This is a genomic window from Puia dinghuensis (assembly GCF_014642875.1).
Classification (GTDB): domain Bacteria; phylum Bacteroidota; class Bacteroidia; order Chitinophagales; family Chitinophagaceae; genus Puia; species Puia dinghuensis.
On record NZ_BMJC01000005.1, the window covers coordinates 470,317 to 494,222 of the forward strand.

At 55.0% G+C, this 23,906-nt stretch carries 17 protein-coding genes; 8 read left to right on the forward strand and 9 right to left on the reverse strand.

Annotated elements, in window-relative coordinates; all coding sequences use genetic code 11:
• Positions 1-99 precede the first annotated feature (99 nt).
• Positions 100-1,530, reverse strand: coding sequence for a glycoside hydrolase family 28 protein (locus IEY39_RS23560; protein WP_229689057.1), 1,431 nt, complete (start codon positions 1,528-1,530; stop codon positions 100-102).
• Between the two features lie 31 nt (positions 1,531-1,561).
• Positions 1,562-2,950 (reverse strand): serine hydrolase domain-containing protein, encoded by a 1,389-nt coding sequence (locus tag IEY39_RS23565; protein WP_188936344.1) that lies wholly within the window; start codon positions 2,948-2,950, stop codon positions 1,562-1,564.
• A gap of 63 nt (positions 2,951-3,013) precedes the next feature.
• On the opposite strand from IEY39_RS23565, the gene IEY39_RS23570 reads away from it, so the two are divergent.
• A complete protein-coding gene (locus IEY39_RS23570; RefSeq protein ID WP_188936346.1) occupies positions 3,014-5,737 on the forward strand; it encodes a YncE family protein in 2,724 nt (907 codons plus the stop codon).
• On the opposite strand, the gene IEY39_RS23575 is transcribed toward IEY39_RS23570, so the two are convergent.
• Entirely contained in the window at positions 5,730-6,149 is a 420-nt protein-coding gene (locus IEY39_RS23575) for a pyridoxamine 5'-phosphate oxidase family protein (protein ID WP_188936348.1), read from the reverse strand. The two genes, IEY39_RS23570 and IEY39_RS23575, sit on opposite strands and share 8 nt — an antisense overlap.
• Before the next feature lie 102 nt (positions 6,150-6,251).
• Between IEY39_RS23575 and IEY39_RS23580 the strand changes: the two genes are divergently transcribed.
• Positions 6,252-7,859 (forward strand): DUF1800 domain-containing protein, encoded by a 1,608-nt coding sequence (locus IEY39_RS23580; protein WP_188936350.1) that lies wholly within the window; start codon positions 6,252-6,254, stop codon positions 7,857-7,859.
• 70 nt (positions 7,860-7,929) lie between these two features.
• Positions 7,930-9,507 (forward strand): DUF1501 domain-containing protein, encoded by a 1,578-nt coding sequence (locus tag IEY39_RS23585; protein WP_188936352.1) that lies wholly within the window; start codon positions 7,930-7,932, stop codon positions 9,505-9,507.
• A 2-nt stretch (positions 9,508-9,509) separates the two neighbouring features.
• Here IEY39_RS23585 and IEY39_RS23590 read toward each other — a convergent pair whose 3' ends face one another.
• Together IEY39_RS23590 and IEY39_RS23595 are read right to left on the reverse strand one after the other, a co-directional pair.
• The gene (locus IEY39_RS23590) at positions 9,510-10,784 is read right to left on the reverse strand and encodes a DUF1501 domain-containing protein (protein ID WP_188936354.1); all 1,275 of its coding nucleotides are present in this window, start codon (positions 10,782-10,784) and stop codon (positions 9,510-9,512) included.
• 2 nt (positions 10,785-10,786) lie between these two features.
• A complete protein-coding gene (locus IEY39_RS23595; RefSeq protein WP_229689058.1) occupies positions 10,787-12,517 on the reverse strand; it encodes a DUF1800 domain-containing protein in 1,731 nt (576 codons plus the stop codon).
• A gap of 110 nt (positions 12,518-12,627) precedes the next feature.
• Between IEY39_RS23595 and IEY39_RS23600 the strand changes: the two genes are divergently transcribed.
• On the forward strand, positions 12,628-13,053 hold the full coding sequence (locus IEY39_RS23600; protein WP_188936356.1) for a hypothetical protein: 426 nt from the start codon (positions 12,628-12,630) through the stop codon (positions 13,051-13,053).
• 34 nt (positions 13,054-13,087) lie between these two features.
• A complete protein-coding gene (locus IEY39_RS23605) occupies positions 13,088-13,555 on the forward strand; it encodes a hypothetical protein (protein ID WP_188936358.1) in 468 nt (155 codons plus the stop codon).
• Positions 13,556-13,560: 5 nt separating this feature from the next.
• On the opposite strand, the gene IEY39_RS23610 is transcribed toward IEY39_RS23605, so the two are convergent.
• Positions 13,561-14,412 carry a hypothetical protein gene (locus IEY39_RS23610; RefSeq protein ID WP_188936360.1) on the reverse strand — a complete coding sequence of 284 codons (852 nt, stop codon included), beginning with the start codon at positions 14,410-14,412 and terminating at the stop codon, positions 13,561-13,563.
• An 8-nt stretch (positions 14,413-14,420) separates the two neighbouring features.
• Positions 14,421-15,641, reverse strand: a complete 1,221-nt coding sequence (locus IEY39_RS23615) for a family 16 glycosylhydrolase (RefSeq protein ID WP_188936362.1) — start codon at positions 15,639-15,641, stop codon at positions 14,421-14,423.
• Positions 15,642-15,738: 97 nt separating this feature from the next.
• On the opposite strand from IEY39_RS23615, the gene IEY39_RS23620 reads away from it, so the two are divergent.
• Genes IEY39_RS23620 through IEY39_RS23630 form a run of 3 tightly spaced genes read left to right on the forward strand, consistent with a single transcriptional unit; the run spans position 15,739 to position 19,836 of the window.
• On the forward strand, positions 15,739-17,199 hold the full coding sequence (locus IEY39_RS23620) for a M48 family metalloprotease (RefSeq protein ID WP_229689059.1): 1,461 nt from the start codon (positions 15,739-15,741) through the stop codon (positions 17,197-17,199).
• Between the two features lies 1 nt (position 17,200).
• Positions 17,201-18,769, forward strand: a complete 1,569-nt coding sequence (locus IEY39_RS23625) for a DUF6770 family protein (RefSeq protein WP_188936364.1) — start codon at positions 17,201-17,203, stop codon at positions 18,767-18,769.
• A gap of 23 nt (positions 18,770-18,792) precedes the next feature.
• Entirely contained in the window at positions 18,793-19,836 is a 1,044-nt protein-coding gene (locus tag IEY39_RS23630) for a serine hydrolase domain-containing protein (protein WP_188936366.1), read from the forward strand.
• Positions 19,837-19,860: 24 nt separating this feature from the next.
• Here IEY39_RS23630 and IEY39_RS23635 read toward each other — a convergent pair whose 3' ends face one another.
• Both IEY39_RS23635 and IEY39_RS23640 read right to left on the reverse strand, forming a co-directional pair.
• The gene (locus IEY39_RS23635) at positions 19,861-22,119 is read right to left on the reverse strand and encodes a family 43 glycosylhydrolase (RefSeq protein ID WP_188936368.1); all 2,259 of its coding nucleotides are present in this window, start codon (positions 22,117-22,119) and stop codon (positions 19,861-19,863) included.
• 10 nt (positions 22,120-22,129) lie between these two features.
• Entirely contained in the window at positions 22,130-23,902 is a 1,773-nt protein-coding gene (locus tag IEY39_RS23640) for an alpha-galactosidase (RefSeq protein WP_188936369.1), read from the reverse strand.
• Positions 23,903-23,906: the final 4 nt, after the last annotated feature.

The following is a 23,906-nucleotide window of genomic DNA, read 5'->3' on the forward strand; positions in this document are numbered from 1 at the left end:
AATTGATCCTCAACGCAATCTGGCTTCACCTCATTATACCCCGACCCATACCGGCTGGGATGCTCCGGAGGATATCCGTTGCTGTCCTGGTCGGTTTTTTTATGGTGCGCCCTCCACGCTCACACCTTTCACATCATCAAATACCATCGCCGGCCGAAAACTCTCCTGCTGATGCCGCAGCGTCACCTGCCGCAACTGCAGCCCGCTGACATGCCGGACATAAAGGCCCCATGCCGGCAGTTCACCAAACATAGAGTACTCCGGGTACGCCGATTCATTCTCCGGCACGTAGGCGAGCGAATCCAACCCATACCGGCCCAAACTTTTGTCTTCGACACCCTTGTAAACAATCTCTACATTTTCAAAGACAACATCCTCCACCGGGTGCCCGGGGATCCCGACTATCGAAGCCGGGAAAAAATTATGGGCATAGCCCATTTCCGGTCCTTCCATCTCATACCCCTTGTCCGGCTTCCCCGCAGGGACCTCGACATGCAGGTTCTTAATCGTCACATGCCGGACGCTCCCCGGCGGCAATTGCTGATTGCGATGCCCCAATCGGATAAAAAGAGCATTACCTGTGTTCACCGCCGCCACATTCTCCACCGTCACATTCTCCATGGCGCCCCCGTCGACACACTCCAGCGCAAGAGCGCTCCGGTACGTATCATGAACGGTGACATCCTTTATCGTAATATTTTTAAATCCCCCAAAAGACGCCGTCCCGAATTTGATGCCGCTGGCGCTGCTCCGGACATCACAGTGCGCAACAAGAATGTTCTCACAACGGCTGGCCGGATTGCTCGATTTCAGGCAAATGCCATCATCATCGGCATTCACCACACAACCCGTAATCTGTACGTCCTTACAGTCCACAACGTCGATACCGTCATTGTTCCAATAGGCCGTACTCTGCACCCGCAGATTGGTCAATGACAGATGGTCGCACTCGGTATAGGTCTGCACCCAACAGGCCGCATCCTTCAGCAGCACACTGTCAAGACGCACATTGGTGCAATGGGTAAAATGGATGATCCCCGGCCGGTTGTATTCATTGGGTCGCTTCTGATGCCAGGGGTTCTCCTTCTGCCAGTCGGGGTCCTGCAAGGTACCCGCCTTCAACATCCGGTAAACATCTTCTACCACTTCGCGTCCCTCACCGTCGATGACACCGCCGCCGGTGATGGCAATACCCTGCTGCCCGTCGGCCACGATCAGCGCCGAAGCACGCTCACCGCCATAGTCGCTGCGCCGCGTACTCCCCAGCAACACCGCATCCGCCGCAAGATGCAGTTCCACGCCCGACTTCAGCGTGATCACCCCAGTCAGAAATTTCCCTGAAGGTACAACTACAATACCGCCGCCTGCGGCGGCCGCCGCATCGATAGCCCGCTGAATCGCCCGGGTATTCATCGTCTTCCCATCCCCCTTCGCCCCATAATGGGTAATAACAAAGGAAGGGCCACCGGCAACAGCTACATCCGTCGCCAGCACCAACACAAACATCATCGATAAAAGGCTAAGTCTCATCCACCGAAGATAGCTCAATCCGCCCAAAAAATCAGCGCAAAGCCCGCAACACCTGGGGCACAAATGTATCAGGACTCAATTTGTTCCCATGCTCCATCGCCAGTCGCACTATCACCACATCCCTTGAAGGAATAACCCAGGTATACTGCCCTTCATATCCTTCACTCGAAAAACAATCGGCCGGCAATTCGGGATGACGGCGGCCCTCCACCGGGCCCCGGTTCAACCACCACAACGCGCCATACCCCTCTCCCGACACCGTCCACCTCACCCAGCCCTCCGGAAGCACCCGCTGCCCGTTGAACATTCCATCATGCAGGTACAACAGCCCAAATCGCGTCCAGTCCCGCGCCGTGGCATAACAATACGAGGAGCCAACAAAGGTGCCATTCGCATCCAGCTCCATCACAGCACTGTACATGCCCGTCTTCTCAAACAGCTGCTGATAGGGAAAATGATAATAATCGTCTTCGCCGGCAGCCTTCCGGATAATGGAAGAAAGGATATTCGCCGTCCCGCTGGAATAATTGAAAACGGTGCCCGGGGCATGCCGCGGAAGACGGCGCATGGCATATCCACCCATATCCGCCTCTTTAAAAAGCATCTGGGTGGCATCACTCGGGCCCCCATAGAATTCCCACCAGCGCAACCCACTATTCATGTGCAGCAGGTTCGCCAGCGTAATGTCACGCCGTTCGTCGATCGCCCATTCGGCAACAGGCGCCGGCTCTTCGATATTCAATTTATGCTGCCCCGCCAGGATACCGATCAACGCATTTGTGATCCCCTTTGTCATCGACCAGCCCAACAATCGCGTATGCCGGTCGAAACCCGGTGCATATCGCTCGAAGATCAATCGCCCGTGATACACGATCAGCACGGCCCTCGTCCCCGTCACCGGCGCCCCGCCTTCCCCAAAAGCAAGCCCCAACGCGGCCTGTAGCTGAACCGTGTCGATGTCCGTCAACCCTTTCCCTCCTTCATCAAAAGCAATCCCATTCGTCCTCATCGCCCCGACCCGGTCGCCCATCGGCCAATCGATGGTATCAGTGTTGACAACAGGAGCCGCCCACCGCGGGATATGCTGCTCGCGCAACGATTCCTCACTCACCCCATTGCTCACCAGCGTAGCCCCAAGCTTCCACCGGTAAATAGCCTTACGGCTCGCCAAACCCAACACCGAAGCGGTGACACTGCTATCCTGCAGGTCGACCGTACAGGAAGCCAGGTTTGCCGGAAAAGAAGCAAGGTCCTGCCGCAACACCTGGTTGGGTTGCCGCCCGGCCACAAAAATGCCCGAACAGGCTACCTTCGCCGCATAACCGCTGATGATAGGGAGACTCTCCCATATGAATACAACGATGGCAATCAGGAAAACAAGAAATAAGAATTTGAGGACGAGCTGGATCCGCTCCCGCATCTTTTGATGATTTAATCCTAAGGTAATAATTGTATCCTACTTTTAACCAATAATACTACTGCCATGCGCCGCCTCCCCCTCTTTCTCTCCGCCATCTTCTTCGCCCTCATCACCCAGGGTCAGCAGAGACAAACCTACACCGTCCTCTCCGTGCCCGGCGTCGCGGCCTACACCCACATCGATACGACAGGCGCCAGCATCCTGCCCAGTGGCCGTTTCTGCACACCCGCAGGCCAAACCATCACGCTGACCCATGATCCCTTCGGCATGGCGGTCTCCCCCGATGGCGCTACCACCGTTACCATCCACGACGGCGTATTCACCATCATCAATAATTCCACCCTCGCGAATATAAGAGTTCCCTCCTACGATGGCTCGATCCGCTCGCCCCTCTCCGGCAGTTCGTTCCTGGGCGTGGCCTTCCTCCCCGATTCGAAGACGGTCTACCTCAGCGGCGGTGACAACGGCGCCGTCATCGGCTACGATCTCACCACCCTCCAACGCATAGACTCCCTTTCACTCAACGGTCATAACCCCTCGGACACCGTTGACTATGAAGATAGCTTCACCTCCGACCTGCTCTACAACGCGGACAACAACGAACTGCTGGTGCTCGACCGCGGCAACTTCCGCCTCGTCCGCATCGATCTCGCTACAAAAAAGATCACTGCCTCCATCCCCACAGGCAGACAACCCTTCGGCCTTGCCATCAGCCCGGACCACAAAATAGTGTTCGAGGCCAATGTCGGTATGTACGACTACCCTCTGCTACCCGACATAACCCCGGCCAACTACAACAATAAGGTGATCCCGTTTCATCCCTATGGCGACAACACGCCGGAGTCAAAAAATGGGTATACCTTCAACGGTAGGAAGATCCCCGGCGTTGGCGATCCGCTGGCCCCGGAAGCCATGAGCGTTTATGCCATCGACCTCGCCACCAACACTATAACCGATCGCTACAAACCCGGCCACCAGATCGGCCAAATGGTGGAAGGGGCCGAAGTCGTAGGCGGCGCCAGCCCCAATTCCCTCGCAGTAGGCAGCAACTTCGCCTATGTCACCAACGCCACCAACGATAACATCTCCGTCATCGACTATCGCAACCACCGCATCGCCGCCACCATCCCCATTCACGTCGACCCGGTGATCGACCGCTATCGCGGCCTGCTCCCCTTCGGCCTCACGCTAAGCAAAGACGAAAAGACACTCTACGTAGCCCTGCTCGGCTTCAATGCCATCGCCGTCATCGACCTCCCCACCGGCAAAACCACCGGGCTCATCCCCACCGGCTGGGGCCCCACACGCGTGCTGCTCAGCCGTGACGAAAAACACCTGTATGTCATCTCCTGCCGTGGCTACGGCGCAGGCCCCAACGGCGGTCAACACTTCGTTCGGCCCATCCAGGGAACGTACATCGGCGACATTCAACTCGGAACATACCAAAAGATCGTCACGCCTGACTCCACCCAATTAGCGCTCTATACCCGGCAGGCCATCGCCAATACCTTTGCAAAGACCAGCGTCACCGACGACGGCCGCAATCCCCTGCCGCCTCTCCAGCATATCCGCAAGAGCCCCATCGAATACATCGTCTACATCACAAAAGAAAACCGCACTTATGATGAGGTGCTGGGCCAGATGCCTACTGGCAAAGGCGACTCCACCCTGGCGCGGTTTGGCATCGACGTCAACCTCATCGCAAAAGACAAGACGCTCGTCCATATGAATATTGCGCCCAATCATCTCAAGGTGGCGCGGCAATTCACCTACTCGGACAACTATTACTGTGATAGCGATGCCTCCATCCATGGCCACCACTGGATGCTGGGCGTCATCCCCAACGAATGGGTGGAAGCTAATTCCAGCGTCGATAAGACGGCAAAGATCTTCTCCAAAGCCTCGGGCCGTCGCTTCCCCGGCTCCACCGGAAGCATGGACCCCGAAGACTATGCCGAACGCGGCGGCCTCTGGGAAGCGCTCGATCGCAGCCACATTTCCTTCTATAATTTTGGTGAAGCCAACGAGACGGCCCATGTCCGCGAAGAATGGATGGACACGGCCACCGGCGCCTCCCATGCCGTAATGGTGCCGATGCAAAAGGCGCTCTGGCCCCGCACCAGCCACAACTACGCCGGTTTTAATACCAACATCCCCGATCAGTTTCGTATGGAGCAGTTCGAGTCGGAATTCACAAAAATGTGGCTCGACGGCAAACACAAGATGCCACGGCTGATCACGATGCAGGTGCCCAACGACCACACCGCCCGCCCCCGCCCCGCCGACGGCTATCCTTTCATCCATTCCTATGTAGCCGACAACGACATCGCCGTGGGTCGCATTCTGCACTTCCTGTCCCGTACACCGTACTGGAAGAAGATGCTGGTCATCATCACCGAAGACGACCCCCAGGGCGGAGTAGACCATATCGACGCCCACCGCAGCATCCTGATGATGGCCGGTCCCTACGTAAAACGGGGGTATACCTCACACGTACACGCCAACTTCGGCTCCATCCTGAAAACGATCTACACCATCTTCGACGTCCCCTATGTCAACCAATACGACGCTACGGCAACCCTCCTGCAGGATTTCTTCACCGATAAGCCCGACTTCCGTCCCTACGACCTGATCTTCCCCTCGACCGAGGTCTTCGACCCGCAGGTGGCGATGAAGCGGTACAACAAGACCATCGACTGGCGAAAAATAGAGAAGGGCCCCGAAATGGACGATGAGAAAGAACAGCGCAAAGAACACTATCAGCAGCAGAAGCAAGGCCTCAACTAAACCGCATTTCTTCAATCCTCACCGGCTCATTAAAATTACTATACCGTATCCACTGCGGCCGCACCACAAAGTGTACCAGGCCCTCCCAGGTGGCCGCTCGCTGCCTGCCATCCGGGTAGACAGAGTAGTACACCTCCCGGTACACATCATCCTCCGCACCCGCCAATTCCCTGGCCACCCCCTCATATTGGACAGTCGTTTCATGCTTCCAGCCAATCACTAGGGCCACCCGCGGGCATTCGATCAGGTTGGGATACTTACGCGAACCCCGCACAGTGTCGAATACGATCTCGAGGTCGTCCGTCACCGCAATACCGACAATAGCGGCCTCCGGCTGGTGGTTCCCGGAGGTGGTAGCCAGCGCGGCTATCGAGTGCCGGCGGATGAATTGAACCAGGAATTCGGTCGTCATATGGTCATTAAAATAAAATTAAAAATACTTTTAAACTTTTATCCGCACCCTAAGTCTAAACCCCCACGGTATCATAATGGCTAATTGCTAATCTTCATTGCTATGGCTGCTCCCCCTTCCAGTGGACTGACGCCCTACAATGGCCCATGGACAGACAATGAGGTTACTCACCTGTTGAAGCGTTGCCTGTTCGGAGCCAGCGTATCGGACATCGCGCATTTCAAGAATAAGACGCTGTCGGCCGCCGTCGCCGAATTACTAACCCCCGCCTCTACGGCTCCCCCACCACCCGTAAAAGAATATACCACCCCCGCTACCGCCACGACCCCGGACAATAACATCGCCATGGGAACCACCTGGGTCAACGATGCAAACAATGACGGCAGCGTCGACAGCTACCGGCGGGCGTCTTTCAAAAAATGGTGGATGGGGCTGATGATCAACCAGGACCGCAGTCTGCTGGAAAAAATGACGCTGTTCTGGCACAACCACTTCTCCACCGAGACTACCACGGTCGGCAACTCCCAGTTCGTATACAAGCATCACGCCATGCTTCGCACCAACGCCCTGGGTAATTTCCGCACCCTCGTGCTGCAAGTTACCACTGATCCGGCCATGCTGGTCTACCTCAACGGACAATATAACACCGCCTCGGCGCCGGACGAAAACTATGGCCGGGAATTGCAGGAGCTGTTCACCGTCGGCAAGGGGCCGGGCTCCCAATACACCGAAGCCGATGTAAAGGCCGCCGCCCACGTCCTCACCGGCTGGCAGAACAATTCCACCACCATCTCATCCTTCTTCAATCCTAAAAGGCATGATTCAACAGACAAACAATTCTCAGCCTTTTATAACAATACCGTCATAAAGGGACAGTCGGATGCGAATGCAGGCGCCACCGAAATAGCCGCTCTCATAGATATGATATTGGGCACCGACGAATCCCCAAAATACATCTGTCGGTGCCTCTATCGTTATTTCGTTTACTATGACATCGACGATACAGTCGAAGCAAACGTCATCACTCCCCTGGCCGCCATCTTCCGCGCCAACAACTTCGAACTAAAACCCGTACTCTCGACCCTGCTGCAAAGCCAGCATTTCTTCGACGCCCTTATACCCGGCTCCATGATCAAGAGCCCATGTGACTTCGTAGTAGGCCTCTGCCGGGAGTTCAATATAACCTTTCCCCCTGCAAGCGATTATGCGAGCAACTACGGATTTTTTAATTGGCTGGTCGGCATCGTCACCAATATGGCGCAAAACATCGGCGACCCACCCAATGTCAGCGGCTGGCCGGCCTATTACCAGGAACCCAACTTCTACGAACTCTGGCTCAACTCGGACATCCTGCCCAAACGCAATCAATACTCCGACGCCCTCGTGGTTACCGGCTATTCCCTCAATGGACATAGCATAAAGATCGACTGGGGCGCATTCGCCAAATCCCTGCCCAACCCCTCCGACCCCAACCAGCTGCTGCTGGATTGCATCAACATTCTATATCGTATCCCCCTCTCCGACGACGCCCGGGCAACTATCAAGACCGACATCCTGCTGGGCGGACAGACCAACGACACCTACTGGACCACCGCCTGGGCAGAATATGTCGCAAACCCCGCCGATATGGCCAATACGACAATCGTCCTGGGCCACCTCCGCGACCTGCTGAAATACCTTATGGACCTGTCTGAATATCAATTGATCTAAAGACCGGCCTCAGTCGGCACCGTAATCCAAAATCGGCCCCGGTTCGGGCCGCAAACCAAAATACGCTGATATGCATCGCAGAGAATTCCTAAAGAACGCCGTACCGGCCAGCCTGGCTATCCCTTCGCTGTTCAGAGGCTTTCAACTGTCCGCCCTGGCAGCCGGCCATCCCCTTGTCCGGGCAATGATGGGTCCACCCCAAACCACCGACCACGTCCTGGTCCTGGTCCAGCTTCAGGGTGGCAACGACGGACTCAACACGGTGATCCCCCTCGAATATTACTCGGAATACATCAACGCCCGACCCAATATCTATATCCCGAAGGAAAAAGCGCTAGCCCTCACCGGCGTGGATAAGATCGGCCTCCATCCTGCATTGACTGGCCTGCAAAGCCTCTATAACGAAGGCAAACTGAACATCATTCAATCCGTAGGCTATCCCGCCCCCAGCTTCTCGCATTTCCGGGCGACAGATATCTGGATGACGGCATCGGACAGTGCCACAGTGCTGGACACGGGCTGGAATGGCCGTCAGCTGGACTATGAGTACCCGGGCTTCCCCAACGGCTATCCCAACAACAATATGCCCGACCCGCTCGGCATCCGCATCGGCTCTGTCTCCACCCTCAACTTCCAGGGCCCCAACATCAACATGGCGATGAGCATAACCAACCCTACCAATTTCTATAACCTGCTCAACGGCGTCCAGGACCCCGCCCCAAATACTCCCGCCGGAAAAGAACTCACCTACGTTCGCACCATCGCACAGGAGACCCAGCAATATGCCCAGGTGATCAAGGCCGCCGCAAATAAAGTGCCCCAACAATCCACCTACCCTTCCAACAACCCCCTCGCCGATCAGCTCAAGATCGTCGCCCGCCTCATCGCAGGCGGCCTCCGCACCCCGCTCTATCTGGTCAGCTACGGCAGCTTTGACACCCACTCGCACCAGGTGAATTCCACCGACACCACAACAGGTACGCACGCCAACCTCCTGCAAAACGTCGGGGACGCGATCAAGGCCTTCCAGGACGACCTCAAATATCTCCAGGTCGAACAGCGGGTGCTGGGCATGACCTTCTCCGAATTCGGCCGCCGGATAAAAAGCAACGCCAGTACCGGCACCGACCACGGCAGCGCAGCCCCGGTCTTTGTCTTTGGCAACGGAGTAACCCCCGGCGTCACCGGCAATACGCCTGTCGTACCCGCTAACGTCAACGTCAACGACAATCTCGATTTCCAATATGATTTCAGGAATGTCTACTCTACCATGCTGAATAATTGGTTCTGCGTAGACGAATCAGGGCTGGAAGCCATTATGTATACGAATTATGATCCCCTGCCCATCATCAGTGACAGCGCCTGCCATCCCAGCGCCCCCACCCTCTCGGGGAATGCGCTCATCAGCAATTATCCCAACCCTTTCAGCAATACGACTACCATCTTCTTCAAGACCACGGGCGGCCACGTGTCTATCCGGCTCGCGGACGACGAAGGCCGGTGGCTCGAGACCCTGGTAGATGGCGACTACCCGCCCGGAAATTATTCTATTTACTTCAACGGATCCAGGCTGGGCAACGGGATGTATTATGCGCATTTCCAAAGCGCCAACGGAAAGCAAACACGAACCATCTCTAAGATCAAATGATCTCAACCCACTTTCATCACCCCTGCCTTCGATCCAACCCAATCAGGAAATAATACTTTATCATCGGAGATCCGCAGATGCGCATCCGCCACCGCGCTGAACACACTCCGGAAATCCGTCGTCACCGGCAGGTCACGGCCATCTTCGAGATTCTCCATCGCCAACTCGGGTACATTTCCATAGACCTTGCCCCCGGCAACATTATTACCGAGAATAAAATTGCAGCTGCCGCGGCCATGATCCGTTCCTCCCGTCCCATTCTGATGCACCGTCCGCCCAAACTCCGTCATCGTCATCACCGTCACATAATCCTGGTTGGCGTCGAGATCGCGCCAGAAAGCGGCAATACTATTGCTGAGATCGGCTACATTCCTGGCAAAGATGCCGTTGTCAGTGCCCTGGTTGAAATGCGTATCCCAGCCGTTGGACTCGGTAAAGGCCACCTCTAGTCCTACATCCATCTTGATCAGCTGTGCTATCTGCCGCAGCGAATTGCCAAGTGGACTATTGGGATATACGGCGCCGTTGGCCGGCACATAGTTCCGCAGATCGGCCTGCTGCAACAGTTTCATTGCTTCAAAACTTTCTTTCCCCGCATTATGTAGCAACCCCGGCGAGGTCTGATCGTACAGCTCCTCAAAACTTTTCGCCGCCACATTGGCGCCTGCCGGGTTCCCCTTCAGCTGGATGGCAAAGTCCTGCAGGTTGCTGATGGCCACTGTCGGGTGTTCCCCATAAAACGACCGTGGCAACGCCGGGGTAAGGCTCACTGCAGTGAAAGGCGTCAGCGTATCATGTCCCAGCAGTCCCACAGCCCTGTTGAGCCAGCCGCTGGCAGTCCCCTTGTTGAAAGGAGTACCGGATTCCATATAGTCCTGCGCATCGAAATGGCTGCGGGTATTGTTGGGACTGCCGATGCCATGGACAATCCCCAGCCTGCCCTCCCGGAACAATGGCTCGAATGCCTTCAGACCGGGATGAAGCCCCCAACGTCCATCGAGGTCGATAAGCGAGCTACCCCGCCCGCCCGCAACGGCCGGCAACGACAAGCCAGGCCGCGCCGCTTGCAGCCAGGTATCTGAAAAAGGCGTCACGGCCATCAACCCATCCATCGCCCCACGCTGGAAGATACACACCAGCACCCGCTTCCCCTTATAGAGCATCAGCCTCTTGTCACGCGCCGCGGCTTCCGCCAGAAAACCCGGGATACCACCCATCAGGCCTACGCCAAATAGTGCCAGGCCACTACCCTTCAAAAAACCTCTTCTGGTTATCATATTTACCTCCTTTGAAATTCAGGTGATCCAATAATGATCCCCACCGTCTCCGCCAACCCCTTATCGTAAAGCATCGGCCCCACCCGCTTTTCCGTCGCCGTCAGATCGCGCTCGGGCAGCAATATCCGTCCATACACCTGCAGGGCCGCCTCTGCACTCTCAGGCTCATGGCCATTGTTCAAAGCAAGCAGGTTGATCTGCAACCCCGGTATCTGCCCTTCCGCCAGCGCCAGTCCAAAATTCATCCGGTTCAATAAAGAACCCGTATTGATCCAGTATGTGCCCCGGTCGGGATAACCGGTAGGCGCCATGTAATAATACTCCTTTTCTCCCATCCTTGTAACCCAATTGTACAAAGGCATCGGCTGCCGGATATCCCCATTCAACGCACGCACCGCGCCAATGGCCACCTCGAATGGCGACTTCGTCTTCTCACGTAAGGCCAAAGGACTCCAGAATTCCGGCGCCGACACCATTGTGATCAACACCTGCCGGATATCGCCATTCCGCTCCATAAAGGTCTTTGCCATCCTGTCGATAAGCGAAGCTGGCGGATCGTCACTGACAAATCGAACAGCAATCTTCCGGCTGATAAACTTCGCTGTGGCAGGTTGATGCGCCAGCATATTCAAAAGGTCAACTCCTTCCTGGTATCCGCCGCCCGCCGGGAAGACATGCCCAAGAACCACCTTCTCCCCTTTGTCATGCCTGTTGGCATTGAAGAAGAAATCCCCGTCATGCACAAACCCACGTCGTGCTATCTGCTCATCCGTCCACCGATTCAGCTGGGCCGCTCTCCCGGCCTTCGCAAACTCTCCTATCGGGTAAACACCCCAACCGGTCAACACCCGCGCCGCCTCCGTCACATCCTGCTGGGTATATCCACCATCGACACCAAGCGTATGCAGCTCCATCACCTCCCGCGCATAATTCTCGTTGAGTCCCCGCGCCCGCTGCGCCGATGTGTCGTTTTGGACTGGCGCACTACTGATAAAATTATCCAGATAATAAAGCATCGCCGGCGATTTGGCTGTCTTCAACAACAATTCATTAAACCGTCCCAGCGCGTTCGGCCTGATCACATCCCGCTCGTATGCCGGAATAAATTCAGCACAATCATTCTTGGTAATGGAAACATTGAAATGGTTGAACCAGAAATCCGTCATCACTTCCAGCAACTGGTTCTCGGAGTAGGCCGCCCGCAGCATCTTCTGGCAACAGAACTGCCTGAACAGCTCCTGCTCCCGCTTATAACCCTTCTCCTGCATATAATTTTGTAAAACATCCCGATAGGCCGCACGATCCACCTTTACCGAATCCTTGTCGATCACGCCATCCCGGATGGCCATTCGCAACACCTGCCCGTTGCGCGGATAGGTATTGGCTACTTCTTCGTTGGTAAGAGTCAGGGCATCATACTGTGTCAGCCGCCGGTCAACCGAATCATCCGGCAGCGACGCTTCTAATTGCCGGGCAAACCAGCTTTCCAATCCCATCTGCACAACCGCATCCACTTCACCAGGTCTCGCCCCATAAGTAAACCTGCTCAGCAGGTGCGCCGCCGCCTGCCGCTCCGTAAGCCCCGCCTGACGATAAGGGAAATGATACAGCGGCGGGATCCGGGTCCCGGAAAGCACATGCGGCGATACCGGTACTGCCATAAACCCACTCAACAGGAAATATCCTCCCATTGCCGCCAGGACGACAGCGGCCATCTTGATCACAACTTTCATCGAAAAGGAATTTTGTCCAGTTTGGAAGCTGCCGCTTGCCAAAGGTTTAAAACAACAATGATTAAACCTTTTCGTTAATATTCCATCTTATAGCTGTAAATCTGCTACAAATGAAGCGATCCCTCGGGTTCATTATGTTTGTCCTCGGCCTCAACCTTATCGTTCACGCCCAGGCCCCCGACACAACCGGGCAACCTCAGAAAAAACCTTCCCCTGCAAAGCAGGCAGCTCATCAGCTGCAAATATTGCAACAACAACTAAACCTGTCGGAAGACCAGGTCCAGCAACTCCAGGTCATCCTCATCAACCGCGACGTTGCCCTCGACAGCATCCGGAACAACCCTTCCAGCGATGCGCGCACCGATAACCGCTCCCGCCGCGACATCAACCGCGACGCAGACCAAAAGATCAACGCCCTGCTCACCGATCAGCAGAAACCCTTATACCAGCAGTGGAAACAACAACAAAGGGAAAAAGCACAGGAGAAAGCAATGGAAAAAAGACTCCAGGCAACCCAGCCCCAGCCTGGCTCATAAAGATCAAAAAACGTATCTTTGACCAAACCTGGTTATGAAAATATCCAACCTGTTTTTAGCCTGTATAACCACTATAGCCGTCTATACGGCAGAAGCCCAAACCCCACCACCCGGCAACCCGTCGACGCAAACCACGCAGGTCGTACAGCCGCCAAAAGCGCCACCCACCCAACGCGCCGTCCACCAATTGGAAGCCCTCCAGGAAAGGATCGATCTGTCGCAAGACCAGGTGATCAGCCTCAACTCCGTTCTGCTAGCCGAAAACATCGCCCTCGACAGCCTCCAGGAGCACCCATCCGGGGATCAGAAATTGGATGGCAAAGCCCGCTATGATATCTTTCACGAAGCCGATGTCCGCATCTATAGTTTTCTAAATGACTCCCAACAATATCAATATGTGATTTGGAAACAGGAACAGCGGATGAAGAACCTCGAGAAAAGGAACCAGACCATGCAGGCCGCCCTCGATTCCCTGTCACGGCAACAGCCCCAAAACCATTAATCTTTTCAAAATCTACACTTTACACCTGCGCGCAACCCAAATCCGGATAGCGCTGCTTCATTAAGCTGTGTTTGCTGCGAAGGCGAATCAGGATGGTATAGCTCGTCGATACCCTTACCCGTCGCCCAGGTAAAACCCTTCGCCGCCAACAAAACAGTCAACCATCGCCCCGCACGATATTGCACTCCCAGCTCCCCTTCCACCCCATACCCATCTGCTGTGTGACGAAAGCTGAGGGGATGACTAAAAGCCGAGATCAGGTTCCAATCCGCATCGGCCCGGTAATTCACCTGGTGATAGGTGATCACCCCACTCACCTCCCATTTCCCTCCTGGCGTCCACGACACGACACCTCTCACCAACGGTCCGTACCAGGAGGTCTGATAACTGCTATTGAGAAAATCATACAACCCGCCTGGATCCGTGATCGTAAGATGCTGCCCGCTTACCCCATAGCCAACATACGGCGTAAACCGCCACCGCCCACTCGTCCATAACCGGTAGCCGGCCCCCGCCGCAAATGCATAACTATATCCATTACCACCATTAAAATTCTGGTTATACAACGGAAAGGTGCGATTATTCCCGGCGTAATCCATGTCCGAGACCCGGCCCGTACTGGTAAAGACCCGTGAACCTTCCGCAAAGAACACCCACCGCCGGCCCATCCCATAACGCAGGGCCGCATCGACGGCCAGTCCACCGACATGCCGCCACTTCAGCTCGGAATAAATGTTCGGGTTCGTCCCGGCGCTGTTGCCGGCAATGGACCAGCGCAGGTTTTCCTGGTGATAACCGCCCGTGACGACGGCTTCCACCCCCTGCCCACTGGCCCACTGCCCAGTCAACAACAACAAAAAGCTTATTAATTTACTACACGAAAATCTTCCCATAGACCCGCTGATGTTCGATTACAATTCATCCCTGTCGACGCCCCATTCTCTGACGAAACATAATTTCCATTGCTTCCCTGCAACGAGAATGTTCCGTCCCCATTATCTATCCAGTTAAACTCTTCCCATGCCTGGAATGTCGTCCGGTTACATGTCATCGCCTGCGTCCCGTTCTCCGAAGACACATAATTGCCGTTATTCCCACGCAGCGCGATCTTTCCGTTTCCGGCATCCACCACCGTAAATTGTTCCCATCCCTGTGCTACAGTCCTGTCGCAGGTGATGGGACCCGATCCATTATTGCTGCTCACAAAATCATTGTTGTTCCCCATGATCTTGATCGTTGACCCAATTGGCGGACCGGAATTCGGGTTCATGCTGTACACCCGCACATAATCCACCAGCATCTGCGTCGGCAGGCTGCCGTTATCGATGTTGTTGCCGGGCAGATTCCCGCCGATCGCTAAGTTAAGAATGATATAGAAGGGATTGTGAAAAGCGCCCGTATTATTGATATTGTTCTGAATATTCCCTGTCGAATAGAGGCTGTTATCCACATACCAGCGTATACCATTAGCATCCCATTCTACAGCATAAACATGGAAGCTACCAGGCGTAGTGGTCGTGCTGTTGCTATATTGCACATGCCCGTTGCCGCCATTCCAGTGCATCGTCCCCAGGATGGTGTTGGTGGTGTTGACATGCTCCATGATGTCGATCTCCCCGCAGTCCGGCCACGGCGTCCCCGTGTTGATATCGGTGCCCAGCATCCAGAAAGCCGGCCAGGTGCCCTGCACCATCGGCAGCGCGATCCGGGCTTCGATCCGCCCATAAGTGGTGGAAAACTTGTTGTACGTCTCCAGCTTGGCAGACGTATACGGCTGACCATCCGGGCTCTGCTGGTGTATGGCCGTAATCACCAGATTACCATTGCTCACTGTCGCATTGGCAGACTGATACGACTCCTGCTCGTTGTTGACGTGCGGATTGCCAATGTCGATGTTCCAGTTATTAGTGTTCACACTGCTGCCGTTGAACTCGTCATCCCACACCAGGTTGTAGGTAGTCGCCCGCGGCGTCGTTTTGACATCGGGCGAAGAAGAATGAATATCTTTTTTACAGGAAAAAGTGGCGGTAAGCACCAGGAAAAGGCAGGCACAGGAATGCCCCCATGTGATAGTTTTGAATTTCATAAGCAAACAATTTTTTAATATGACACCCTGATCCTGAAAATCTACCCCAATATTTTTACCTTTTTTTCGTTATCCACCCAACCTATCTGTAAACCTAATGAGCGTTAGTAAGATGCACCTATCTCTCTGCGCCGCCATTGTACTTGTAGCAACCGGCGCTTTCGCACAATCCAATTCCCTGTACTCCTATCAGGACCTGTCCCATTTCTACTATAGCAAACAGCGCGATTCCCTGAAAAAAGCCTGGGTCTGCCCCAACTCCTTCAAAGACAAGGCCGCTCAGAAAAAATACAAAGACATCTGGGACGTACGCACCGACGGCATCGTTGACGCCATCAACAACGACGACTATGTGCATGACAATGAGGTCTATAACTATATTGATGGCATAGTCCGGCAGATAACCGATGCCAACCGGCAGCTGGTGCCGCAAAAACCTTTCCTTCTCATCGACCGCAGCCCCTCGGTCAACGCCTATGCCACAGGCGGCAATGTCCTCGCCGTCAACCTGGGCATCATCACCTATGCCACCACCCGCGAAGAGCTGGCCTTGGCCATCGCCCACGAAATGTCGCATAACATCCTCCACCACGTGGAGAACGCCATGTACGAAAAGGCCGAATGGCTCAGCTCCGACGAATACCGCCAATCGCTCAATGCCGTCATTGACTCCAAATACGAACGCCTGTCCCGGCTGAAAAAAGTAGTAGAAGGTTATACGTTCAGCCGCAGCCGCCACCAGCGTTATCATGAGAGTGAAGCCGATTCCCTGGCCATCATCCTGCTGAAAAAAAGCGGCATCGCCTTCCAGGCGAATTATTTTCTGCGCCTGGACAGCTCCGATCTCGAATACCGGCAGCCACTGAAACACTCGCTCTCTGCCTTTTTCACCGCCTATCACCTCCCTTACGAGGAAGCCTGGACGCAGAAACGGACCCACGGCCTTTCCTCCCGGGCCTACTCCTTCTCGGATACCACCACCCTGGCCGACTCCTTGAAGACCCACCCTGACTGCGTCGATCGGTATAAAAAGACCAACTCCCTCACCACGCTCAACCCCCATCTCACGCCCATCCCGGCTTCCATCCAGGATAAGGCCAATAAGATGCTTCTGTGGAATATGTACTCCAGCATGAGCCTTACCCCCTGCCTCTACCGCATCCTGCTGATAAAGGACAAGGGCAACACCGACATCTGGTATGATTTCATGCTTAGCAACATCTTCGCCGGCCTTTACTACGCCGACCGTATGCTCAACCGATTCAACGCCATAGGCATCGTGCCAAAAGAAGTCATCTCCAAAGACTACTACGGCCTGCAGACCCTGCTCGAACAGATGCCCCGCGACAACCTCAAACAGGCCTGCCAGAACCTGCAGAACGAAGGTTTCTGGAAGAATATGCCCTCAGCCGAAAAAGACCTCAAGTCTTTTGTCTTCACCCTGGCCCTCGACCCCGATGACTCGGATAAGAACAAGGCTCGCGCCGCCCATCTCTTCACTACTGGCAACGGCAATAGCATGTACAATGAACTAGCACAAAATTTCGAAAAAAAATAGCATGAAAACCCTACTCCGCCTACTGACACTCCTGTTGTTAACCGCAACTACAGCGCACGCGCAGACAAAAGTCTTTAAAGCCGTCGCCGAAGACATGGAACAAGAGTCCGAACCCATCATCCAGGACAACAACCTTGTCGGCTACCTCACCTTCACCCAATTGGAAAAAGCCAGCGCCGATTCCTTCAACTACCGTCTCTCCATCATGGACGAGAACCTCAATGACATCGGCACCGTCAATTTCCGGGATGAAAAACTCAACCTCAAAGGGGTCTCCTTCGACCAGGACGTCCTCTGCCTGACGTATATAAAAAGTAATTTCGTAGGCAAAGTATACCGGAATGGAAAGGAATTCCGCCGGGACGTCGACAACGCAAGGACAGCCCTCTTCACCCAATTCCTCAACCTCAGTGGCAAGGTTATCGCAACCAGCACCATAAAAATGGAAATAAAGCCCGAAAGCGACCAGGTGTGGGGCAGCAGCCGGAAAGTGGTTGGCAACGGGAAACTCAAACACGCAGTAGAGCTTAAGAATATCACCGGCAAAGGATTCGCCTGCTTTTATGGCGACGACAACAAGAACAACCTCGTCGTTTTCAACACCGCCGGCCAATTGATATGGCAGAAACCCATAAAAGAGGATGTAACCGCCGTAAATATGCTTACCTCCGGCCCCGAGGTCTCCCTGCTTATAAAAACGAAAGAAGAAATGAAAGAAGGCGGCTTCGCGATTCTCAGCTACAACGTATTCGACTCCACCGTCTATCCCAAATTTCTCCTGAAAGATAAAAAAGGCAACTCCCTCAAACCGCTGGCCTTCGAAAATGACCCCATCACCGGGAAACCCTATGTCGCAGGCATGGTCATCGACCCTCGTCGCGGCAACAAATACGTCGCCGGAAAGGATCTCGCCCGAAGCCCCTATTGTGGCTTCTTTACCATCAATCTCGAAGGCCACACAAAAAAAGATATCAAGGCGCAGTTCTCCTATTGGGATGACGGCGCCCAGAGCATCATGGACAAATACGGCTATTACGCCGAGCCACGCGAATTTGCCTATGTCGAGCGGGCCTTCAAGGATTATGAAGGCAACACCATTTTCGCCGCATCCGGGGTCGTCCGTAAAACCAAATGGGGCACCATCACCGCTGCTGTTATCACCTCACCCCTGATCCTTCCGCCCATTTTCCTGCTCGGTACAGGAACCCATAAATTCGCTGTTCGCGACGTACTGCTGGTCAAACAGGACGCCGCCGGTAAACTAAGCCTGGCAACGACCGTCCCCACCAAACGAAGCATTTACTTCCAGGGCGGAGATGCCATCTACTTTTATGACCCGAACAGCTATTTCAAATTGAACAATTCGGCCACCCGCACCCAATTCCTGGTCATCGATAAGGCAAAGGATATCGACATTTACAATGTCAACCAGAAAAAGGTCGCTCGTACCATCCTCCACAAGGACGGAAATAATCTCGTGGCCGTCCTGCCGGCAAAGGAAGGCTCCATAGCGGTGAGGGAATACAACACAAAAGATAAATCTATCCGCATGTCCATCGAACCACTGTAAATAAAATATTGTATCTTCAGAGCATGAGATTCCTCACGGGCCTCATCCTCTTACTTACGTCACCCTTTCTATACGCCCAGCCGGCCTTCATAAGCCGGCTGGACTCTTTTTTCCACCACCAGCCCGCAGACAGCCCCGGCTTCGTCCTGTCCATCGAAAAGAACGGCCGGCCCCTCTATCGCAACGCCACCCACCCCCTCGACTCCACCACTAACTTCCGCATGGCCTCGGTGACAAAACAATTCACCGCGATGGGTATCCTCCTGCTGGAAAAAGCCGGCGTCCTCCACATCGACGACCCCATCGGCCATTGGCTGCCCGAACTCCCTACCCGCGTCGGCAATCAGGTGCACATCCGCCACCTGCTCACCCATTCCTCCGGCATCCTCGACTACGAAGACCTCATCCCCACATCACAGACCACCCAGGTGCTGGACGCCGACGTGCTCCGCCTGCTCTCGACCCACGACTCCACCTTATTTCCACCCGGAAGCCGCTTCCGTTATAGCAATTCCGGCTTCTGCCTCCTGGCCCTCATCATCGAACGAGCCTCGCACAAATCCTATCCCGAATACATCAGGGACAACATCTTTCTTCCCCTGCACATGGACAGCAGCACCGTCTATGTCCCCGGCGCCCGAATCCCTCGCCGTGCCATGGGCTACCCCAACGATCAAAGCATCACCAGCGCCACAAAAGGTGACGGCGGTGTCTACACTTCCCTAAATGATTATGCAAAATGGACCCGCGCCCTTCAACACAATACCCTCATCAATCTCTCCGCGGCTATCAAAAAACTTCGCTTCCCCATCACCGGCAACCCCGGATCGTACTATGCAGCAGGCTGGTTCCTCACTCCCGGTCCACCCCTCATCCTCTTTCACTCCGGCGGAACATCAGGCTTCACTAATTTCGTCGTACAGCTACCCGGCGACGGACTCAGCATCGCTTTCTTCTCCAATCTCGCCGACAATAGCGCCCCTTTCCGTATCATCGTCAACATCCTCAAAGACTCCAACTTCGCCGACCTCACCCCCATCTTCCACCTCCACGATCTCACCCGATAGCCCACCCCCTGAGCCCTCGCGCCGCTAATACCCCAGTAAGGCCAACATCCCCTGTGCATACCATCGCGCCATATAATCATTGGGATGCAATGGGTTCACCAGGCAATCCTTTGCCTTCTTACGCCGGTAAAGCACATCACTGATGGCATGCATATCCAGGCCTATTACACCCTCTCCCTCCAGCCGGCGCAGTTCCCCGGCATATCCAGCCAGGTTACCCATATAGAAGGCCTTCGAGGTATCAGAGTTAAGTACATAATCCGGGTCGAACCCCATATTCGCCAATAATAGAAACTCCACCCCAGGGTTGCCCTCTCTCACCTTGCGCAGGATAGTCCGCACCGAATCTCCAAATGCCTGCGGCGTCAACCGCCAGAAATCGTTCATCCCAAAATCCACTACGACGACATCGGGTCGCAACGGACAAACATACGGCCTCGCATGCTGCGCACCCCAGGCTACCGTAGAGCCGGGGAGACCGGCATTGTATAGCCGGATAGGCGTGCGGGGATACCGCTGCCGCAACCCCTGTACAAACATATTTACATAAGTGGGCATATATGGCGCTACCCCGTCATAACCACTGACATCCATCCCGCGGGTAATGCTCATCCCATAGGCGACGACCACCAGCGGCCGGCCCGAACGCAGCCAGGCCATCGTCCGGGGCAACCGATCACCGGCATACGAAGGCACCGGCCCCACCCATTTGTCATGATGCGTATAGGTAACTACCACCCATTGGGATTGCAGGTTATACCAGGCCAGGTCCCGCTGACGGTCAAAAGAGCTGTCCGCTCGGAAACGCATAGCCGAACCTGGCAGCCGGGCTATCGAATCCCCCCTCACGCTATAGTCGACACCTTCCCGGTAGATCGTATCCAGCCCATAACTACGCACGGCCAGGATCCGGTCCGGCCGATACAGCAACCGCCCACTGGCCTCCGCCCCTTCTGCCGCGTACAATAACACCGTTTCATTAAAAACGGTATCCCCCTTCCAGAAAGGCCGCAGATACTGCCGCACATCGCACAACGGCTCATGTTTCACCGCCTTCTCTCCAACATCGACAGTCACCTGCACACTGTCCACGGCAGGCAACTGCCCATCTCCGCCAACTCCAACAGTAAGAAATGCTGTTCGCGGCGGTGCCTCGGTATAATCGCCTCCATCCGCCTTGTACTCCAGCAACAGGCTATCCTTCGCATTATAAAACCTGATAAACGACCAGTACCGGCCCTTTCCCTCCTGAAGACGCATTGAATAGCTCACCAGGGACAAAGGCCGCGCATCCACCCGCCGGTACACCCTCTCTCGCTTATCCTCGATCATAACCCGCCCATCTTCCACCCGCAACGGCAACCAGAGATATTCTGAACGCTCCAGATCGGTCTTGTTCCACCGGTCTGCCATAAAAAGAAAGCCCGCCCCCGCCTGGCCCCCGGCGCTCCCGCCCACCGGCAACACGAACGTACTCTGCGAATGAAACGTCGTAGCCGAATCCTCCCCCACACAAGGATTACCCTGCTGCCTCCATTCTCCCAACATACTGTCCGCCACCGCCCATCGTGCCGCATTGGGGTCCCAGCCACTACATAAAGAAGTTATGAGGAAATACCGGCCACCCTGCTTGAAAACAGCGGGCGCCTCGCGTCGCTGACCAATCAATATTCGTTTATAAACAGGCGTCGGCTTCAGGTAATCCGAAGACAGCAGACACACCTGCATCGTATTGTTGTTCTCGGAAGTATACACCAGGTAAGCCCGCCCATCCTCGTCCTGGAAGACAGTCATATCGCGGGACATTTGCCCGTTGGGCCGGCAACTGCCAAGATACCGGTAGGGCCCCTGCGGCTTGTCGCTCACCGCCACCCCCGCCCGCGCATAACTGTAATCATCCTTGTCGATATGCATCCAAAGCACAAACTGCCTGGTGCGCGAATTATAGATCACCTTGGGCCGTTCGATAACCCGGTCGACAAACAAATCACTTCCAGTGTCCCGCGTTTCCGGCGCCAACGCAACCCCCTCATATTTCCAGTGCTTCAGGTCATGCGACGAATAACAGGAGACGCCCCCGGCCTTTACCCGGTAATCCTCCCAGGACTGCCCGGGCACCAACCGCGTCGCCCCCTTCTTGATCTCCCCAAACAAATAGTAAACACCCTTGTAAGCAAGTACCCCCGCCCCGTGGGCATTGATAGTGTGCCCCTCCGTATCTATCAACTGCGCCTCCACTCTAAACCCAATCCCCACAAAAAGTAACAAAATAAATATCCTCATGCACGAAAATTTAATATTCCACCGCATACACCCGCGCCTCCAATCGCAACTCATCCTGCTCGGCCGACACACACTCAACATCTAATGGTAAAGCAGCATCGAACGTACCGGCCGTCAATTCCCCGGCCGCCCACGACAAACCGCTCCAGATCATCTTGTCGTTCTCTATCGCCAGCGGCAAGGCCGCCCCACCCTGCCGCACCCGGATTCTCAACAGCTCATTCATCTTCTTCCCATCGGGCGGCGCCCCACCCCAACTGCGCCTCGGCAGCCCATCGGACCCATATTGCTGAAAAAGTATCCGCAAACCCTTCCCCTTCACCGCATTCACCATCGCCCCCACGCGATTCTTCCCACGAGACTCAAACCGCACATCCACCCGCTCTTGCATCAGCGGAATGCGGACTGTATCATCCGTCCCCAGTGCATATTGCTCACTGGCATAGGCGCCAACACCCACGACAACCAGTTGCTCCGTCCCCATCCTCAACCTCCCATTCTTCACAGTCGGCACAAAACCACCATCGGCATAGAGTACCCGCGTAACGCCTGCAGACGGCAACTCCACTTCCGCCACCTCCTGCGAAGGGTTCACCACCGTATACACCATGCCCTCCAACATCCGGCCACTAAAACCATACGGCTTACTCTCTCCCGGCACCGCGCCAAATACGCTGATTCCATCTGCCCGCTGCAACGGCTCATATAACCGCTGTACCCGCGCAAACCACCGGGCATCATCGGCATTCAACAACTCCAGGTTACCATGATAGACGTTCATCCATCCCCCACGCGCAAGCTCCAATATCAACATGCCTTTCCACGCATGCGTAGCCCGGTAATAACAGGTTCCCGTTGTGCCGATCATAAACGCACAGTTGTCGATGCGCCGCACCGGCAGGCCGTTGAAAGCAAACTGCCGCACCATATGATCGGAATAGTTGTCCTGGCTCCGCCAGATATTCATCATCGGCACATCCGAAAACCGCGGATCACCGCAATACAAGGTATCGAACACTTCCAGCCACCGTTCATCCACCGTCTTGCGAAAAGGCAGGAACGTATTTTCCATCTCCCCGCCAAACCCGTTATAACCGGTGATCAGCACATCCGGGTTTCGCACCCGGAACCGCCGCAACATCCCCATGAATGCAGTCTTATTCTTTTCTTTTATCTCCTCCAACGTAAACTTGCTCTTGCTCGCCGGCGTTACCGCCTCGAAATAGGCAAAGTCGAACTTGAACAGCCGCACCCCCCGATCATACCAAAGCTGCAACGTATCGGCAAGATGCGCCAGATACCCACCTTCGAAGAGACAAAGGATATTGGGGTCGGTGGCTATCGAATCCTTCCACTCGGCCACCGGCTCCAGGAATCGCCCATCATGTGTAGCAATAAGATTAGTCGAGAACCACATACCCGGCCGGATACCATGCTCCCGGCAGTCGGCCAGCCATTTGTCCGGACCGTTAGGCCAGTGCTCCCTGTGCCAGGTGCGATAACCACCCATCTTGTCGAACCAGAAGGCGTCCATCACATAATAATCCAACCTGACACCTCCATCGCGTAACCGCAGCATCTCACCCAATTCCCGCATGGCCAGCACCTCGGTCTGCACCACTTTGTCGGATAGCTCGTCATACGCAGACCAGTTGTTGTAAACAAACACTGGCCGCTTCGGACCGACTATCGGCCCCACCCCCATACCACGCACACCCCGAACCAACGGATGCAAAGCGATGCCCGCCCCAACCGTCTGTTTTATAAAATGTCGCCTTTCCATCTTC